This is a genomic window from Bacillus sp. bc15 (genome assembly GCF_900142585.1).
In the GTDB taxonomy this organism is placed as follows: domain Bacteria; phylum Bacillota; class Bacilli; order Bacillales; family Bacillaceae_G; genus Bacillus_A; species Bacillus_A cereus.
Map to the genome: position 1 here is coordinate 1,750,103 of NZ_FRBJ01000001.1, position 17,289 is coordinate 1,767,391.

Here is a 17,289-nt window from a genome sequence, read left to right on the forward strand (position 1 = left end):
GCAGAGTATATGCTCTGCATGCTTTTTCATTTGAATTACTCTATTCTATATGCTGCTGCGTCACACAGTGAATCATACCACCATACGCATACAATTCATTCACATAAATACCGACAATTCTTCTTCCTGGAAACTGACCTTCAATAATTTGCAGCCCTAACTTGTCATGTTCATCACCATATACAGGAACTAATACGACTTCATTACCAATATAAAAATTCAAATATGAACCCTTACAGTCTGCTTCTTTTACCACTTTTCTTGTTACTGGTACTGGAATGAGCTGAAATGGCTTTCCATCTATATTTTTCGCTTGTCGCAATTCTTGATAATGCTTTTCGTACGCCTCCAAAAGGTATGGCTCTCCTTCACCGAAAGGATCATATTCATACAGTATCGTATTTTCATTTACAAACCGTGCCGCGCCATCAATATGATAATCCGTATCTTCATCATAATTATCTTCTCCGCGTATACCAGTTATCCATATAAAATTCGTTACTCCTAAATATTTCGTTAATTCCATTTCAATTTCTTTCTGACTTAGTGTGGGATTTCGATTTTCATTTATAATAGACGTTTTCGCCGCCATTAAGGTCCCGTTTCCGTTTATCTCAATTCCCCCGCCCTCTAGACAGACACTAGATTCAACTTTTGGAATGCGATACATTTCACTTATTTTATTCGGAATATTAGCGTCTTTTTCGTACGGATATTTATTTCCCCAACCATTAAATATCCAGTGCGTTAGGCAGCGATTCCCTTCCTTATCCGTTACAAAGATTGGTCCGTTATCTCTTATCCAAATATCATCAGTTTCTTGAATTAAGAAATCAATTTTATCCATATTTACATTAGCTTCCATTAACTTCGATTGGACATGTATTTTCTCTTCTTCATCACATACAACAATATGGACATTTTCTCCATAGTGAAGCTCCTTTGCCATCGATATCCAAATATCATCTAACTTAGCTCTATAACCTTCACCTCTATGTGCTTTATCATGTGGCCATTGGAGCCATGTACCTTCATGTTTCTCCCATTCCGCAGGCATATAAAACAAACTATTTTCTATATTTCTCATACGTGTTCACCCCTTATATGAATGTACGTACAGTCTATACTTTGACATCGTGTTAAGGTCAACAGGAATATCTTCATTTACTTGTAGCAACTTTATAAGGTGACTCTTTATTTCGCCTTTTTATTATGATAAATTGCTTTCGTACATAGAATAAGGATTGACATAATGTTAATGTCAATCCTTATTCTCATTCTATTTTCGTAACTAAAAAACAAATTTGTGTCACATACTCTTCTGCTAAACAATCACATTCAGGTCCCTTTATATAAACCTCATATGGCGAATTAACTATTACATCCCCATTTTTTTCAACCCATTCTTCTAACGCTATATAAGCGTAACCTATATAGTCGTAACTTCCATAATGCATAGTAGTAACGATTTGATGTGGACTTAGTTTTTTCATTTCATATTCTTGTACTACATCTTCATCATTCCCCTGCATAACCGGGATTCTTAATTCAATATCACTGTTACTTGGAATATATTCTTCATCATAAAAGACTGCAGATGGCGAACCGACTATTTGAAAGTTATTTTTTTGTACCTCTTCATATAAGTCATAAAAATAATCATCTATATCATCTATATCTATTTTTACTCTTTGAGTAATTATCGTTACTTCGTTCCTCATTCCCATTAATATATCGTAACTTCTATGACGAGCAATATTTAGACTACTATTCACCATTACCATTTCATTCATTTCTGAAATAACCTGTAAATTTTGCTTCACTTCATGAGACAACTCGATAATTTGTGATTGTATATGTTGAACAAACGAATCTTGATCCGATGACTGCAAAACAATTTTAATTTTTGGAAGAGGAAATTTATACTCCCTTAGCTTTTTTATTTTCAATGCTACTTCCAGCTGCTCTTGTTCATAATACCTATACCCATTAACCGGATTCACATATGCCGGTTTTAATATCTCCTCTTTGTCATAATGTCTTAACATCCGCGTACTCATTTTACAAATCCGAGAAAACTCAGCGATGGTATACATATCAATACTCCTTGAATATATTTTCTTTTCATTACTTATTTATTAAAACCAATCAAAAATCTTCTTCATTGAAAAATCTTCATTCTGATTTTTCAATCTTCTCATTTTCGAAGGTAACAAATGGCTTGGACAATACCACGTTAAACAATTCATTGCGCCTCCCATTGTTGATATTTCTCCTACATGAATTTGAATAACTTGCTTCTCCGTATACTGTTGAATATATCGTAAAACTTCCTCATCTTTAGCTAGTCCAAACTTAGGAACATAAAGAGCATCACATGATTCTAACATATTTATATACAACCCTTTTGCTGATGCTATCTCTTGATCATATTGTCCTTTCTCTGTATATGATGAAGGAACAACTATAAATTCAGCTTCTGGCATTTGTTCTTGAATAATCTCTTGAACACTATATCTAAATTCATGATCCCCTAAAAAATCACTAATAAACATTGTATGTTCATCAATAAATTTAACCATTCCGTCTGCGTGTGCTAGTACATCCCCTTCTTCAGCAGGAATAATAATAACTCGGCTCACATCTAAATCCCATTCTAACTGCTCAATAATTTCCTCTTCTGTCCAATCATCGTTATCATCAAATATACGTTCTGTTAATATTACGGTATCTTTTTTATTCCAAATAAGATTACCACCATCTAATATTAATGGGGATTTCACATATTCAAAGTCATTCTTTTTCAACCATTTATTAAACTGTTGATCTAAATATCGCCCCTGATCATCTGGCAAATAATTGGGTCTATATTTAAATTTAACTAGATGAGTTGTGACAACCGGTGCAACATCTCTTAGCCATATATCATCATACTCAAAACAGCTCGTATGAAAGTCTTGTTCTTCAACAGATAAAGATATAAGTTGATCCGCAATTGATTTCTTTTCATTTAAACATTCATTAAAGTAAATCAAGTCTTCATAAAATGGTTGATAATATTCATTCGATTCGTCTGGTATTGCAGTAAAAATAATCCCATTATGTTTTTGTTCCATATTATTTACCTCGCTTTTTAATAGTAGTTACATAACTGATTTCACAAAGCCAACTATTCCTCAATTCATTTCTCTTTTCATTACAACTCATGAACCGCGTATATTTCATGAATGGATTATAGCATGGAGAAATATTATATATTTATATAAAGAATATAAAGCTGACATTAAGCCTTAAATTGACTCTTGACAAGTTTTTTAAATACCATATTTTAAAACAACAATAAATGATTAAATGATTTTTTTATCAAGATTCAAACCCATTACTTCTAATAGATCGTTTTGATTATATAAATTCACTAAATGCGCTTCTACTCCTATACAAATTCCTTCTAGCGGAAGATCATTTGGATCCTGACCAAAGGGATCTTCAATTTCAACCCCTATTGCTTCAATACCTATGAATGTAAAACTTATAAATGTAAACTATTTTGATTATTGTAATGAACCATATTTACAAAAACCTCTTTCTCTATTAACCTTTTATTCTTTTAAATCACGAAAGTATACAATTAAATAATAGAATCATAAACCCTATCATTATGAGGCTGGTTAAGATTATTTCTTTCAATACCGTTACTCCTTTTTGGCAAAAAGATAAAATATCTTATTTAATTCAACAACAAATGTTCACTATTCTAAATCCCGACGCATCATTTTAGAATTCGCAATGAATAACGCACTAATTAATACAAAGATTGCACAGGCATATAACAATAAATCTAACGGACTATCGTGATCTATAATAATAAGACGCACAATAGCTGTTATACCTATATATATAAAATATCGTAATGGAAAATGAAAATTCATTTGAAAATACTTTATAATCATTACGATGAATTCAAAGTACAAAAAGAATACGACGATACTATCAATTAAATGATAACTAGATTCATTACCATCCAATTTCAGTTCTTGTATAAACTGAATGACTTCTTTCATAAGAAACACACTTAGAACAACTCCTAAGCAAATTAAAGCTACATTTAAAATGTACTGTAAAACGATAGGGAAATACGAAAACACTATTTTAAAATTCTTTAACACAAACATTTTTCTCCTTTACCATATAAAACGAAAAGCGAACATACACTACAATTCAATTATCATCATATTTAAATTTTATTTTTACAAATAATAAGGAACGACAAAATAGGTAAAGATAAGATTTCACCTATTTTGTCCATATAGCAGCACAACGAAATTACAATTAATTACTTCAATGCAATTGGTTGTTGTTGTGTCACACAATGAATCATACCGCCGTTTTTATACAACTCTCTCACATCAATACCGACTACTTTACGATCTGGGTATAACTTCTGAATCGTATCGTTTGCGATTTTATCATTCGAGTCATTATAATTAGGCACTAATACAACTGTATTCCCGATATAATAATTGATATACGATCCCTTATAATCGAGAGTTTTTCCATTCTTTAAAGCAACCTTTTCTTTACTAAGCGGCAAGTATTCATACTTATATTTCTGTCCTGAAGCATTTTTTGCATCTAACAATGTATCCATATCTTTATTAGATAAACCCCATTCGGCTAGGTCATCTTCTTTCATCGTTACAATGGTAGATTTATTATGGAATTTAGCAAATCCATCAATATGAAAGTCCGTAATATCTAAATTAGGTACTCCGTCTAACCAAATAAAGTTTGATACCCCTAGGTCACTTATATATTTTTCAATTTCCTTTTCTGATAAATCAGGATTTCTATTTTTATTCGTTACCGAACTTCGAGTTAATAACGCAGTCCCATTGCTGTCTAATTCAATTGCGCCGCCTTCAAGGACAAATTTCCCCCAATCAATTCTTTCAATTCCTGATTGTTTACTAACATTTTTACGTATTTGAGCATCATTTTTATAAGGTGTTTTCTTCCCCCAACCATTAAATGCTGGATCTAATATTTTGAGATTTTTATTGCTGTCATAAACAAAAATTGGTCCACTATCCCTTGCCCATACATCATCAGTAGGCGCGATAAAGAAATCAATCTTCTCCATATTTAACCCTTCATTTGTTAAAAGCTTATTGATTCTCTCCTTTTCTTCCTGGTCATATGCAACAATGTGAACTTTCTCACCCTCAGTTAAAGCACTTGCCATCTTAACCCAAATAGGTTCAACTTCCTGCTTATACTCTTCACCATATGTGTATTCATGTGGCCATTGCAGCCATGTACCTTCATGTTTATCTTTTTCATCTGGCATCGTATATTTCCCAGCATTTTTCTGTACCTCTACTTTTTCTCCTTCTTTCCCTTTAACATTTTCATTGTTACCCTCAAAAGAGCATCCACTAATAATCGTTGTAGATAATGTAGCTATTAAACAAAACTTTATTGCTTTTTTCATTTTTCCAACCTCCTGTTCTTGTCTCCAATACTGTAAAGCTTCACATAGTGTGAAGCTCAAGCTTTTTTATCAATGTAAAAATTACCAATTGTTCTTTGCATTACTTATCATTTAACGACCTATTTAGATTTATTCAAATGCCAATCACCTTTTTTACCTATTTATCCCGCCATTTGTGGGCAGTAAGACCCCCACCTCAAAATTCAGCGAAAGCAAAGAAGTTAGGTGGGGCCCTGCTGATTAAAGTTTCACTTTATTCAGTAAGTAAAACTTTACAAAATAAAAAAATCGGTATTGATAATTACATATCAATACCGATTTTTTTATAATTACTTTCCTTCTATTAAATCATTCGCCATTTTCCTAAATTCTTGATTAAATGCATCATTCATACCATTTTGGACGTTAGAAAATAATATGACAAACGTTCGTTTATCCCAGTTAAAATTATTAAAAGTGTTCCAGCCAGCTAATACACCGTGGTTATGATAATAATCTGGGTAAATATAGAAACTAAATCCATATTTTCTTGCAGGTGATGCAGAAAACATATCTGATACACTTTGTTTGGAAAGTAGTTTACCATCCATAATAGCTTCATCTAACTTTTTCATATCTTCAACAGTCGTATACATTTCACCACAACCATACAGCCAGTTCATTTTTAAGCGAGGCGTGGCTATTAACTTATTATCTTTTTTCGTATACCCTTCTGCTAAGAAAATATCTTCTGGGAGTGTTGCGCCCATTCCAGATTCATTCATTTCAACAGGAGTCAAAATATTTTCTTTCACATATTCAGCAAGTGGTTTATTCGATATTTTTTCTACAATATATGCAAGCACCATATAATTATAATCTGTATATTTCCATCCTGTCCCTGCTGGAAATTGTAACGTTTGTGCCCCAATCCACGTTACTAATTTTAACCGTGATGCTGCGTCAACACTACCTTGTCCCTGTTCTGGTAATCCAGACGTATGTGTTAACAAGTTTCGTAACGTAATATTTTTATCTGCTGGAAACGATGGGATATATTTATTTACATTGTCTTCAATGTTCAACTTCCCTTTTTCTTTTAGTTGCATAATAGATATTGCAACTACTGTTTTCGTAATAGACCCAATGCGATATTTCGTTCTTGGCGTTGTTAATACTTGATCTTTCACATTCGCATAACCGTAGCCTTTTCGTAAAATGACATGATCTTTACTTGCTACAAGAACACTCCCATTAAATCCTTTATCTTTTAAGTACTGATCTAGTTTTCCAGCTGCAATTTCATAACGCTTTTTCTCATTCGCATCAACTTCCTGCTTAACATCTTTTTGCTTACTATTTACATTAGAAAATGCCTTTGTATCATATTTTTTTCCTTTATTTGCATGTATTAGTGTAACAACACTTCCACAAAAAACAGCAAAAATAAAGAAAACGATTAACCATTTCTTTAACATACTAGGAACCCTCTTTTATCTAGTTTCACTTAACGTACATCCATTCTATTTTATATCTTTTAATTATCAAGTATATTATAATATTATTTAATATTCACTCTGTTAAAACTAGATTCCTTTTTCTCATTTTCAATTTTTACTACTCTCTATTGTATTTCTTTCTTGCAAAATTTCCAACATACAATCGGATGCATTAAACTATAATTTCAAATTCTTTTGTAACATTTGTTACATACTAAAAAGAATGGAGATGTAATATGAAAAATACCGATAAACGCAATCGTTTAGATGATAAAATGTTTCATTATCGGATAATAAAAAACAACATGGTATTAATTGAATATTACAGAAAACAGATTATGGTATTAAAAGGAAATGATGCTGAAAAATTTTTAAATAAAATAAATCATGCAAATAACGATAAAGAAAAACAGCTAATTATGGCTAAAATTACAGGTAATTTCAAAAGAGGTAATGAACGAAATTGAAAACGAATCTCATTTACATTTTGATTATACAACAAATAAAAAAGAAATGTCGCTCATTCAACATTTCTTTAGACTTTCTTCATAAAAAATTTACATTGCTAACATTCCTTCATTTTCTATACTTCCTATATAAGCTAACCGCTGAAATAGTTAGTAATACAACTATGCATAACCACGCGTACGTATATCCCTTCTTATCTACAATATAACCAAATAAAGCAGGCGCAACAATAATAGCAATTTGATTTAATGTAAGTGCAAAACTCACTGTCATCCCTACCGATTCTTCACTTGCTGATTCCGCAACTTCAGTTATAAAAAGACTAAACCATCCAATTGAAAAGAACCCTAACAATGCACTTACGCCATACAATACATTCGTTATTGTATGTATGCTCATTACTAATATTAGAATGAAGAAAATAGAAATACAAACAGTTATAAATAAGGGGGTACGCCTATTCCCCTTATAAAATAAATCACTAGTAGCTGCTAATATAACCCTACCAACCATTCCAGAAAAGAACATAACGGAAAATACTTTTCCAGCTAAAATTGGCGTGATTGATTGTTCCAATACTAAAAATTTTATAAAGTGTGCAACTAACACCATTTGCAATGAAATCATACAAATGCCAGTTATATAAATTGCATACAACTCTTTTTTACACATCACTTCTTTTAACTGCATCCAAAAAGAAAGTTTACTACGTTCTTGTTTAACTTTCTCTTGAATATATGGTTCCTTATAAAATATAAAAAATAAAAACCCTCCAATTATACAAATGCATGCAATGCTATTTACCGCATAGGCCATATTATATTTTATTGTAAGAAACGGGATCAATACTCCCGCTAATGTACCACCAATCGGTATACCGGCTTGTCTAATCCCCATCGCTAACCCGCGATTTTCTTTTGAGAACCACTTCATTATCACCTTACTTCCTCCTGGCTGCAAAACACTATAAAACGTTCCTACTAATAAAAGTACAAAGAGTAACCCATTAAATCCATTGACCATATTAGTCAGTAAAAACGAACCCCCTAGTAAAAATAAACTTATCGAAATTAACAACTTTTCATTGTATTGATCAAGTAGCCGCCCAACAAAAAGCATACAAAATAGCGGTCCTATATTTACAACACTTACTAACAATCCACTCTCCGTATTCGTAAGTGCATATTCTTCTTTCCAAAATAAAGCAAATGCTCCAACACCATACGTTATAAGTGTCGCTGTTGTTTGAGCAACTGTCGCAAAAATTAACATAACCCACTTATAAGTACCATTCATCCTTTCTTCCATTAACACAATAATCCCTCCATCCCCTTCCATTGTATGAAAGTTCTGATATCATATAAAATAAAGATTTATCATATAATCCATCAAAAAAAATGATACCTTTTATGGAGGGATGATACTTGGATATAAAAGATTTAACTGTATTTTACGAAGTTGCGAAAGAAAAAAACATATCTCACGCAGCTAAAAATTTAAACTATGTACAGTCTGGCGTAACAATGCGTATGAAACAACTAGAAAACGAACTAGGTGTACCTTTATTTTACCGAAACGGAAAAGGTGTAACTTTAACTTCTAACGGTGAGATTTTATTAACATACGCTAAACAAATTATCCACTTAATGGATCAATCTATTAAAGCAGTTCAAAGTAATGGGATCGAACCAAGGGGCACTTTAAAAATTGGATGTACAGAATCTACAACCGCTGTAAGACTTCCATCTATATTAACGGCCTATTATGAGGAATACCCAAAAGTCGAATTGATTTTAGAATCAAATACGACGGAACAATTGATTAGACTTGTATTAGAACGAAAACTAGACGGGGCGTTTATCGCTGGAACCACTCAGCATGCTGAACTTCATACAAATATATTTCATGAAGAAGAATTAGTTCTCATTAGCAAAAAGCCTTTATCTTCCTTTAAAGACATAGGAGACATGAATTTACTTGCATTTAGTCACGGGTGCTATTATAGAAATTTATTAGAAGATTGGCTTCAAGAAGAAGGGATTTCACCTAAACGAGTATTAGAGTTTGGAACAATTGAAGCGATACTCGCATGTGTAAAATCAGGTATGGGCGTAGCAATTATGATGAAGTCTATTTTAAATGGTCATAAACATGACATATCATTCAATCCTTTGCCAAATAGCTTCAAAAAAGTTCCTACTACTTTTATTACTAGAAAAGATATATATCACTCTGCTGCATTACAAAAATTTATGGAGATGACTCTCAATGCGTGAAAAGAAAATACGTGGTATGAAACGAAAAACAAACACTATGATAAAGCGAATTGAGGAACATACAAAAACATTCCCTTCTACTTTCTATAACGATGAATATTGGAATATGCTATTGCCAATTTCGCAAGCTTTTATTGCCTCTTGTAAAACACCTAGAAAAGTAAAACGATTGTGTATTCAAACCTTATTAAATCAAGCAAATCATTTAATAACTATGAAACCGAGCGATACACATACATATCGAGTTGTTGTTTTGATTTCTATAAATAATTTATGGGATTCGCAAATCATTATATTTAAAAACAAGGACTATTTTCATAATTTCTTTAATAGAAATAGTGAATTTCAAAAATGGATCCTTCTTTCAAATGAAATTGATTTTGGGGAGACATGGGAAATTTCAGTTTATCATTCCTTCCAAACACTTCGCTTTCAAGAAATTATTTATGATGAAGATGAATGCTATGAAAAAGAGATTCTGTTTATCGGGGAATTAAATTAAAAGGGGTATACCTAAAACACTGGTATACCCTTTTCCACTTATTTTTCCTTCAATACACTATGTAATCGATCCGGATAATTTGTAAACATTCCTGTAGCACCCCATTTGATTAACAATCTCATATCTGGTTTCTCGTTAATTGTATAAGGGTGAATTAACAGTCCATTTTTCCTAGCCATTTTCATATATGACTCATCAATAATTAGTTCTCCGTTATCATTACGTAAGTTTGGTCCAATACCAGCTGCATACTTTTTAATTTCTTGAAAATCATCATTCGTTACACTTTTCGGTTCATGTGTAATGCCAGACCATTCGACAATTTCATTGTTTTCATTTGGATAATACCAAAGCAATTGAACTAACGGAATATTTTCATTCATACTATGAATCTTTTTCAAACTATCTTTACTAAATGATTGAATCATAACACGGCTAGAAGACATGTTTTGACCTACTAAATTATATTTTTGTAACAACGCCAACAATTTCTCTTCCATTTCTGGATACACATCTGGTGATTTTGTTTCAATATAATACTTCATACTTCTTCCATACTTTCGAAAAATTTCTTCAAGAGTTGGAACTTTTTGCCCAACATACTCTTGCTTAGCCTTTTCTGGATACGCTTTATTAAACCATGATCCTGCATCTAAACTCTTTATTTCGCTTAACGTTTTATCACGTACTTCGCCTGTTCCATTTGTAGTGCGATCAACCGCTGTATCATGCATTGCAATTAATTGGCCATCCTTTGTTAATTGAATATCTAACTCTAAATAATCCGCTTTCATTTTTTTCACTAAATCATAAGAAGCAAAAGTGTGCTCAGGTGCATGTCCACTTGCTCCGCGATGTGCAATATTTAAAAACTTATTCGTATTCCATTCATGCTTCCCTTCTGCTTTCGCATGAACAGCTCCCCCAGCAAAGATACTTCCCGTCATAAAGAAAATAACTAAAACGCTAATAATTTTTCTCATCCTTCTAACCCTTCCTACGTTGCAAATTTCAACAAGTTAATGAGATTTACACGAAATAGAAGATATACTTTCATTATTTTTATAAGCTTATATGAAAATTCCAATCTTACAAATACAATTCCCCTATGTTATTACTATACTATTTATTTTCCATATCCCTCCTATTCACATGTAACTCCTTATTGATTACAGTTCATCAATAAAAAAAGCCATAATTTATTTAGAGGACACTTCTGTATCCCTAAATAAATGTATGGCTTATCTCAAATATCTCCGGCCTCGATTAACTTGTCGAAATTAATCATACCAAACCTATTAATATTTGTGAATATTATTTTTTCAGTACGACGAAGCTTTAACCAGTATAAGTTATATATCTCATACTAATTAGTATTTGAACCTATCGAATTTTTCTGTACAGCCTGATTCCTATCTAACTTCTTTAATTTCCATTCATACAAGATAAAATTCTATTATCATTTGACGTGATATTTACGTAAACCTAGGTTTTATTTAATTACAAATTCTTAATTTCGTATATCTTTTCTTGTAAGTTTAGGTTTCTTTTGAGAATGTGGTATATTTACATGTCCCGAAGCAGCCGTGGATTGTCTCCTTTCCTTTCTTGACAGTCTAGGCTTCTTTTGAGAATGTAATTTTTTTAAATGTCGCGAAGTAATACCTTGTTTTTTGAAATCAAAGTAAAAATACAAATGTGTACTTAGCGCTAGGAAAACAACTGAAATAAATGACAATATAACGATTAGCACAATCGCCATAGCTTTTTGGCTCAAAATCCCAATAATAACTTGACCAATCATATAACCTAAACCAGAAAAATATACAATTTTAGGAATTTTCACATCTTGATCAGTTGTCCCCCTTAAGCGGGCTGTAAAATATTTAATCCAGAATAATTCAGATTTATAAACAATTAAACTATATGCAATAAGCGATAGAGTAAAAAATAAAGGTGACTCTATTTCTACGAATTCGTAAGCTAACTTTTGTACAGCTATGAAGCTACAAAATGAAATACTTAAAGCAACAAATCCAGAATATAGTAAATGTTGCAATTGAGGCTGCCGAGGCTTATGAATAGAAACCCAAATTCCCCATAGATTACATATCACATAAAATGGTAAGGCTACGTAAGAGTATATATTGAACGGTGGAAATATGAATAAAATGATAAGTAGCATAAAATTCATGATAACCCACATAAAGGCCCCTACAACATTCCTTATATCAAATGGTATTAATATTCGTATACAATCCACTATGTTGTTGCCATTATATTTGTCCATTATGCATCCCATCCATTTCCTCTCTCTTTAAATCAATATATATACATATATACACACCATATATACTAGACACAACAGCCAATAAAGAAAAGACTAAAATTAAGACCGTCGCTAAACCGTTTTGTGATAATGTACCTATACATATTTGTCCAATAACATATCCCAATCCTGATAAATAAACAATTGGAGAAATTTTTATATTGTCATTTTCTTCATTGTTTAATCTCCTTAAAAAACTTTTCACTCCAATAGAAATCAATTTATAGATTGTAAGAATGTAAAGCAGAAAAGTAACAATAAAAAATAGAGGTGTTTCAATTTTAATAAAAGTATATGCAATCTTTTGAATCACTATAAAGCTTCCAAAAGAAAAAGTTAGCCCCATAAATCCATTATATAAAATGTGTACCAACCTTGGCTCATTTGGTTTATAAAAAAATACCCATACTCCCCATATATTAGCAATGGAAATAAAAGGTAAAATCACGTATAAGTATATAGTAAAGGTTGGAGGAAATAAAAATGGGGTTAAAATCATAAAATTAATAACTACCCATACCATAACGACACTCGATCTTACACTGCCAGGCATCAATTTCTGAATAATTTGTTCTGTGCTTTTTCCGTGGTATTTTTCCATATTACTCTCCTAAAAACTAAAAAATTTTATCTAAAGTTGCTCCGATTCCAGATTTAACTCTATCTTTTATTGAATCCTGTTTACCATCATGATTCCAATCACCTTTGTTAAACTTAATTCCATCTGTTATTATACTAGCTCCTATAGAAACACCAAAGCCAATACAAGCTCCAGCAACAGTTCCGATTGGACCGCCAAAAACAGTTCCAACAGCTGCACCTAGCTTGGCTCCCGCAAAGGCACTTACAGCAGTTGTACCAACCCCAATTGCTGCATCACCAATAATATCACCAGCTATCTTAGTTTTTGACGCTTTATTTTCAATATTTTCCTTTGTATCATTAATTACATCCCATCCTACAGCTGCATAGCCTAAAGCATTTGTTTTTAATTTCAATGAATCTTTCAGAATTTCTTTTGGTGATAAAACATGTCTTTTTACATCGTCTATTTGCTTTACTTCAGCTAAAGGTAATTTTGTACGCCTTATCACATTAAGTCCATTTTTATCCTTTAGTACGGTACGATTTTGAAATCTTACCATTTCTTTTCCTTTGTTATTTTTGTAGGGTGTTACACGCAAACCTTTATTATGTAAAGCTGCCAACTTGTAAGCAGCTGCACCTTCAGTTACAGTACCAAGTAAAGTAAATAAAGATCCCGTAGGGTTATCTTTCCAATCATCAATATCGCCACCCATCGGTGCAAACCAATTAATATCAATTGCTTCTTCCCCAAATGAAACTTCTTGTTGATCAACCTTCTCAAAACGATCAGCAATTTTTCTTAATGCATCACTTTGTTCTTTTAAAACTGTCGTTATAGTAGCTAACACTGAGCCTGCGTATTGGGATTGATTCAACACAGCATCTCTTCCAGATACCTGGAATGGAATATCAAATAACTGCTGATTGATACGTTGATATGTTTCAAACAGCTCATGAGCTGTTTGTTCTATATTAGAAGACAATTTCCTTAAATGGTCAGGAGTAACCTTAATTTCGCCACTCACCTTGTTTCACCGCCTAATGATTTAAGATAAAGTACCATTTTCTTTATCTCTTCAGCAATTGTAAAGGTGTCAAGACAAATAAAATTCGTTTGTGTTTGCTCATTATCTAAAACTTTTTGGATTAGCCAATATTGATTTTGACTATATAAAAAATGAATACAGTCTGTAGACCATGAGTCTTTTATATAATAATGAACTTGAACAGTATTTAACTCTTCACGATTATGTATAATGTTTGCTAACTCTAAGGAAGCTTCATCATCTAAGTAAAGTTTCAAGTAATCTACTAATTGCTTGTTTGATTGATTTAAAATATTTTCCTTATATGCAGAAGAAGGGATTTTAAATGTATAATTTGGATGAGAGAAAGTATTTTTAGGCTGTAATGCTTGATATATAAATTGCCAAGCTACCTCTGGTGTCCCGCATTCTTTAAATGTACATTGTATTTCACCGTTAGCATCTGTTATTACATTTTGTATAACTTTTTTTCACTAAAATAGAAAATGTTTTTTTCTAAAGCGCTGTTTTTACTTATCTGTACTTCAATAACAAACCCTGTAGTTAAACAAATACGAAAATATTCTAAAAGTTGTTTATCACATAATGTTTCATCTTCTTTTATTATGAGTAGCTCTTCGTTTGTCCAATTCTCGTACATTACATCCAATTCTTTGTCTATTTCCTCATCTGATCAATTTTCAAAGGGGTTCTCAATTCCAATCATCGTTTCATGGTCAAATATACCAGTTAATACATATACTTCTTTATTTGATAAAATAAGAGGTTCAATAGTCAAGTAGTCCCACTCCCTAGTGTAATATGTAATCTCTAGGAAATATAATACAATAAAAAAATGATTCAATCTAGTAATTACCAACGTTTAAAACTAAAAACTAAAAAAATTCTAACAACAAAAAAGAAAGAGAATTAATACATATTTTTATAATAATAATGTCTTTTCACTTCATAATTTTTATTTTGTCAGCTAAAAAAAATAGAAGTATTGTCCCATATAAGACAATACTTCTATTTTCACTTAAAAATCACATAATAAAATTCCCATTACCTCGTCCAATACTATATCTGGATTTACTACCGCTTTTTCCGAACACCATCCTATAAAGCCATCTGGTCTAATTAATACAGCACCTCCATTCTCTATACCATATAATTTGCTAAAAATATCTTCTTGAACAATAAAGTCTCCACTTAAGCCAACACGATACCCTTTTATATTTATTCCTAATTTGGCTGAAACAGTATGTGCTGCTTCAGCCCAAGAACTATTTTCTACTCTTGTAAGTAATACAAAACTGTTACCGAATAAGTCTAATATAGAAACTTCCTTCCCTTCATACGTTCCCCATAAATGTGGCGCTCGCGTTCCAGGTCTTCCGTTCAACTCTATGCTATCCATTCTATGTGGAGTGACTGAATTATCTATAATCGCCTCTGAACAATACTGATATCCAACTGTAACAGCTAAACCATCCATATTATTCAAACTGCCTTCCTCTCTATTCGCAGCACGAAACAGTAAACTACTTGCATAAGCTGTCGTTAATTTTGCAACAGAGTGTCTCTCTTCATGATATGTTTCTAACAGTTTTGGTTTTGCCTTCCCTTTTATAACAGCCGCTAATTTCCAAGCTAAGTTATGTGCATCTTGTATTCCTGTATTTGAACCAAGTCCTCCTGTTGGCGGCATAATATGTGCTGAATCTCCAACTAAAAAGGTTCGATTTTCTTGAAATTTCACCGCTGTACTTTCGGCCGCTTCCCACGGTAAAACACTTAATATTTCTGATTCAACATTTGTACTTCCAATTGCTATTTGAATAATTTGTTTACAACGTTCTATAGTGAAGTCCTCTAGCCCCTCTCCTTTTAATGGATCGTAGGCTACATGATAAATCCATTTTTTTACGTTATCAACCGGGATAAGTGCACCAAGAACCTCCGGATGAACTACCATCGAAAAACCGAATGCGTCTCCTTGTATAAACTCACTTAAGTCTGCTTCAAAATAAATATTCATATAATAGCCACCAATGGTTCCACGCCCCTCAGTTTTAATCCCTAACTGCTCACGTATTTTACTTTTCGCTCCATCTGCTGCAATTACATAGTCACAATGTATGACACTTTCTTTTTCTGTTTCACGATTTCGAATCTTTGCTTTTACCCCGTTTTCATTTTGTTCAAATGAAACTAATTCATGATAAAAAGATAGTTGCCCGCCTAGCATTTTCGCTTCTTGTAACATCATCTCTTCTAAAATAATTTGATAACACGCAGTTTGTTTTGATGGACTAATCTTTTCTATTTTTTGAAGTAACTCTTCATCGTTTCCGTATTGCGTCGCTCTCATTTGTTCCAATTCTTCTTTATTCGCCTCAGCTATTGTATGAACCGCTATTCTTCCTCGGCAGTTCTCTAATGCTTTACCTGCCAATTTAATTCTTTTTTCCAAGCCTAATTCTCGAAACAACTCCATTGTACGTAAAGTAAGACCGCCTGCTTTCGGATGAATGGCAGTAGACGGATGCCTTTCAATAAGTAAGTACTCAATGTTATGTTTTGCAAGAAATAACGCAGACGCTAACCCAGATAATCCCCCTCCAACAATTAAAACTGGTACATAATTCGATTTCATATATTTACCCTCCACATCATTGTTCTGAGCTCAGTGACATAAATATAATCAAAAAAACAACAAAGATATAGACTTATATTTCATTTTAAATTATCATATAGATAGATTACGCCCCAAATTACTTTTACTTTTTCATACATCTATAATCCACCTGAATTGTGTCTGTATGAAAGTGTAAAACAAAAGAACGTACTTTACGTTGAACCATGTTCTATCGTAAAAATCAAAAATAATACAAACATTATAAGCGATTGTAACCTTATGGATTATACAAGGTTACGACCGCTTATTTTATTGTTACATCATTTTTTGTTTTTAAAACCTCATCTATTGTGTTATGTAGTCCTTCCAATCCCTTTTCTATCTCCCTATAATTTTCAACAATAAAAAATTCATTCGTCTCGATTTTCTTTCTCAATATTGCACCTCATACAACAATCATGTAGCATTACCGTATCGAAGTAATGGTTCAT

At 32.2% G+C, this 17,289-nt stretch carries 15 protein-coding genes and 2 pseudogenes; 3 read left to right on the plus strand and 14 right to left on the minus strand.

Annotated elements, in window-relative coordinates; translation table 11 throughout:
* Window positions 1-40: 40 nt before the first annotated feature.
* From BUA87_RS08925 to BUA87_RS08955, 7 genes and pseudogenes are all read right to left on the minus strand, one after another.
* Complete coding sequence (locus BUA87_RS08925; RefSeq protein WP_001244187.1) at window positions 41-1,087, minus strand: agmatine deiminase family protein; 1,047 nt, start codon at window positions 1,085-1,087, stop codon at window positions 41-43.
* A gap of 187 nt (window positions 1,088-1,274) precedes the next feature.
* Window positions 1,275-2,096: a MerR family transcriptional regulator gene (locus BUA87_RS08930; protein ID WP_072939254.1), complete on the minus strand. Its 822-nt coding sequence runs from the start codon at window positions 2,094-2,096 to the stop codon at window positions 1,275-1,277.
* Between the two features lie 42 nt (window positions 2,097-2,138).
* A complete protein-coding gene (locus tag BUA87_RS08935) occupies window positions 2,139-3,116 on the minus strand; it encodes an agmatine deiminase family protein (RefSeq protein ID WP_000435524.1) in 978 nt (325 codons plus the stop codon).
* Window positions 3,117-3,347: 231 nt separating this feature from the next.
* Window positions 3,348-3,539, minus strand: a pseudogene (locus BUA87_RS08940) (bestrophin family ion channel); the annotation flags it as partial.
* 210 nt (window positions 3,540-3,749) lie between these two features.
* A complete protein-coding gene (psiE, locus tag BUA87_RS08945) occupies window positions 3,750-4,166 on the minus strand; it encodes a phosphate-starvation-inducible protein PsiE (RefSeq protein ID WP_000916570.1) in 417 nt (138 codons plus the stop codon).
* Between the two features lie 167 nt (window positions 4,167-4,333).
* Window positions 4,334-5,491 carry an agmatine deiminase family protein gene (locus BUA87_RS08950; RefSeq protein WP_072939257.1) on the minus strand — a complete coding sequence of 386 codons (1,158 nt, stop codon included), beginning with the start codon at window positions 5,489-5,491 and terminating at the stop codon, window positions 4,334-4,336.
* Window positions 5,492-5,820: 329 nt separating this feature from the next.
* Window positions 5,821-6,948 (minus strand): serine hydrolase domain-containing protein, encoded by a 1,128-nt coding sequence (locus tag BUA87_RS08955; RefSeq protein WP_000915203.1) that lies wholly within the window; start codon window positions 6,946-6,948, stop codon window positions 5,821-5,823.
* Window positions 6,949-7,205: 257 nt separating this feature from the next.
* On the opposite strand from BUA87_RS08955, the gene BUA87_RS08960 reads away from it, so the two are divergent.
* Window positions 7,206-7,436, plus strand: coding sequence for a hypothetical protein (locus BUA87_RS08960; RefSeq protein WP_000798787.1), 231 nt, complete (start codon window positions 7,206-7,208; stop codon window positions 7,434-7,436).
* A 109-nt stretch (window positions 7,437-7,545) separates the two neighbouring features.
* On the opposite strand, the gene BUA87_RS08965 is transcribed toward BUA87_RS08960, so the two are convergent.
* Complete coding sequence (locus tag BUA87_RS08965) at window positions 7,546-8,775, minus strand: MFS transporter (RefSeq protein WP_072939261.1); 1,230 nt, start codon at window positions 8,773-8,775, stop codon at window positions 7,546-7,548.
* A gap of 86 nt (window positions 8,776-8,861) precedes the next feature.
* Here BUA87_RS08965 and BUA87_RS08970 point away from each other — a divergent pair, with 86 nt between their 5' ends.
* Together BUA87_RS08970 and BUA87_RS08975 are read left to right on the plus strand one after the other, a co-directional pair.
* A complete protein-coding gene (locus BUA87_RS08970; RefSeq protein WP_016512498.1) occupies window positions 8,862-9,713 on the plus strand; it encodes a LysR family transcriptional regulator in 852 nt (283 codons plus the stop codon).
* Window positions 9,706-10,215, plus strand: a complete 510-nt coding sequence (locus BUA87_RS08975) for a DUF3916 domain-containing protein (protein WP_072939264.1) — start codon at window positions 9,706-9,708, stop codon at window positions 10,213-10,215. Before BUA87_RS08970 ends, BUA87_RS08975 begins: the two co-directional genes overlap by 8 nt.
* Window positions 10,216-10,253: 38 nt before the next feature.
* On the opposite strand, the gene BUA87_RS08980 is transcribed toward BUA87_RS08975, so the two are convergent.
* The 6 genes and pseudogenes from BUA87_RS08980 to BUA87_RS09005 form a co-directional block, all read right to left on the minus strand.
* Window positions 10,254-11,198: a glycerophosphodiester phosphodiesterase gene (locus BUA87_RS08980; protein ID WP_072939267.1), complete on the minus strand. Its 945-nt coding sequence runs from the start codon at window positions 11,196-11,198 to the stop codon at window positions 10,254-10,256.
* Between the two features lie 527 nt (window positions 11,199-11,725).
* A complete protein-coding gene (locus BUA87_RS08985; RefSeq protein WP_016512497.1) occupies window positions 11,726-12,517 on the minus strand; it encodes a hypothetical protein in 792 nt (263 codons plus the stop codon).
* Window positions 12,492-13,145 (minus strand): hypothetical protein, encoded by a 654-nt coding sequence (locus tag BUA87_RS08990; RefSeq protein ID WP_072939269.1) that lies wholly within the window; start codon window positions 13,143-13,145, stop codon window positions 12,492-12,494. The genes BUA87_RS08985 and BUA87_RS08990 overlap by 26 nt, the downstream gene beginning before the upstream one ends.
* Window positions 13,146-13,161: 16 nt before the next feature.
* Complete coding sequence (locus BUA87_RS08995) at window positions 13,162-14,157, minus strand: WXG100 family type VII secretion target (RefSeq protein WP_023522642.1); 996 nt, start codon at window positions 14,155-14,157, stop codon at window positions 13,162-13,164.
* A pseudogene (locus tag BUA87_RS31740) lies at window positions 14,154-14,839 on the minus strand (hypothetical protein). Before BUA87_RS31740 ends, BUA87_RS08995 begins: the two are co-directional and overlap by 4 nt.
* A 357-nt stretch (window positions 14,840-15,196) precedes the next feature.
* Window positions 15,197-16,816: an FAD-dependent oxidoreductase gene (locus tag BUA87_RS09005; protein ID WP_072939272.1), complete on the minus strand. Its 1,620-nt coding sequence runs from the start codon at window positions 16,814-16,816 to the stop codon at window positions 15,197-15,199.
* Between the last annotated feature and the right edge of the window lie 473 nt (window positions 16,817-17,289).

Bases quoted from the DNA above. Each gene is read 5' to 3' on its own strand.
- BUA87_RS08925 (WP_001244187.1), bottom strand. From the start codon at position 1,087: ATGAGAAATATAGAAAATAGTTTGTTTTATATGCCTGCGGAATGGGAG.
- BUA87_RS08930 (WP_072939254.1), bottom strand. From the start codon at position 2,096: ATGTATACCATCGCTGAGTTTTCTCGGATTTGTAAAATGAGTACGCGG.
- BUA87_RS08935 (WP_000435524.1), bottom strand. From the start codon at position 3,116: ATGGAACAAAAACATAATGGGATTATTTTTACTGCAATACCAGACGAA.
- BUA87_RS08950 (WP_072939257.1), bottom strand. From the start codon at position 5,491: ATGAAAAAAGCAATAAAGTTTTGTTTAATAGCTACATTATCTACAACG.
- BUA87_RS08955 (WP_000915203.1), bottom strand. From the start codon at position 6,948: ATGTTAAAGAAATGGTTAATCGTTTTCTTTATTTTTGCTGTTTTTTGT.
- BUA87_RS08960 (WP_000798787.1), top strand. From the start codon at position 7,206: ATGAAAAATACCGATAAACGCAATCGTTTAGATGATAAAATGTTTCAT.
- BUA87_RS08965 (WP_072939261.1), bottom strand. From the start codon at position 8,775: ATGGAAGGGGATGGAGGGATTATTGTGTTAATGGAAGAAAGGATGAAT.
- BUA87_RS08975 (WP_072939264.1), top strand. From the start codon at position 9,706: ATGCGTGAAAAGAAAATACGTGGTATGAAACGAAAAACAAACACTATG.
- BUA87_RS08980 (WP_072939267.1), bottom strand. From the start codon at position 11,198: ATGAGAAAAATTATTAGCGTTTTAGTTATTTTCTTTATGACGGGAAGT.
- BUA87_RS08985 (WP_016512497.1), bottom strand. From the start codon at position 12,517: ATGGGATGCATAATGGACAAATATAATGGCAACAACATAGTGGATTGT.
- BUA87_RS08990 (WP_072939269.1), bottom strand. From the start codon at position 13,145: ATGGAAAAATACCACGGAAAAAGCACAGAACAAATTATTCAGAAATTG.
- BUA87_RS09005 (WP_072939272.1), bottom strand. From the start codon at position 16,816: ATGAAATCGAATTATGTACCAGTTTTAATTGTTGGAGGGGGATTATCT.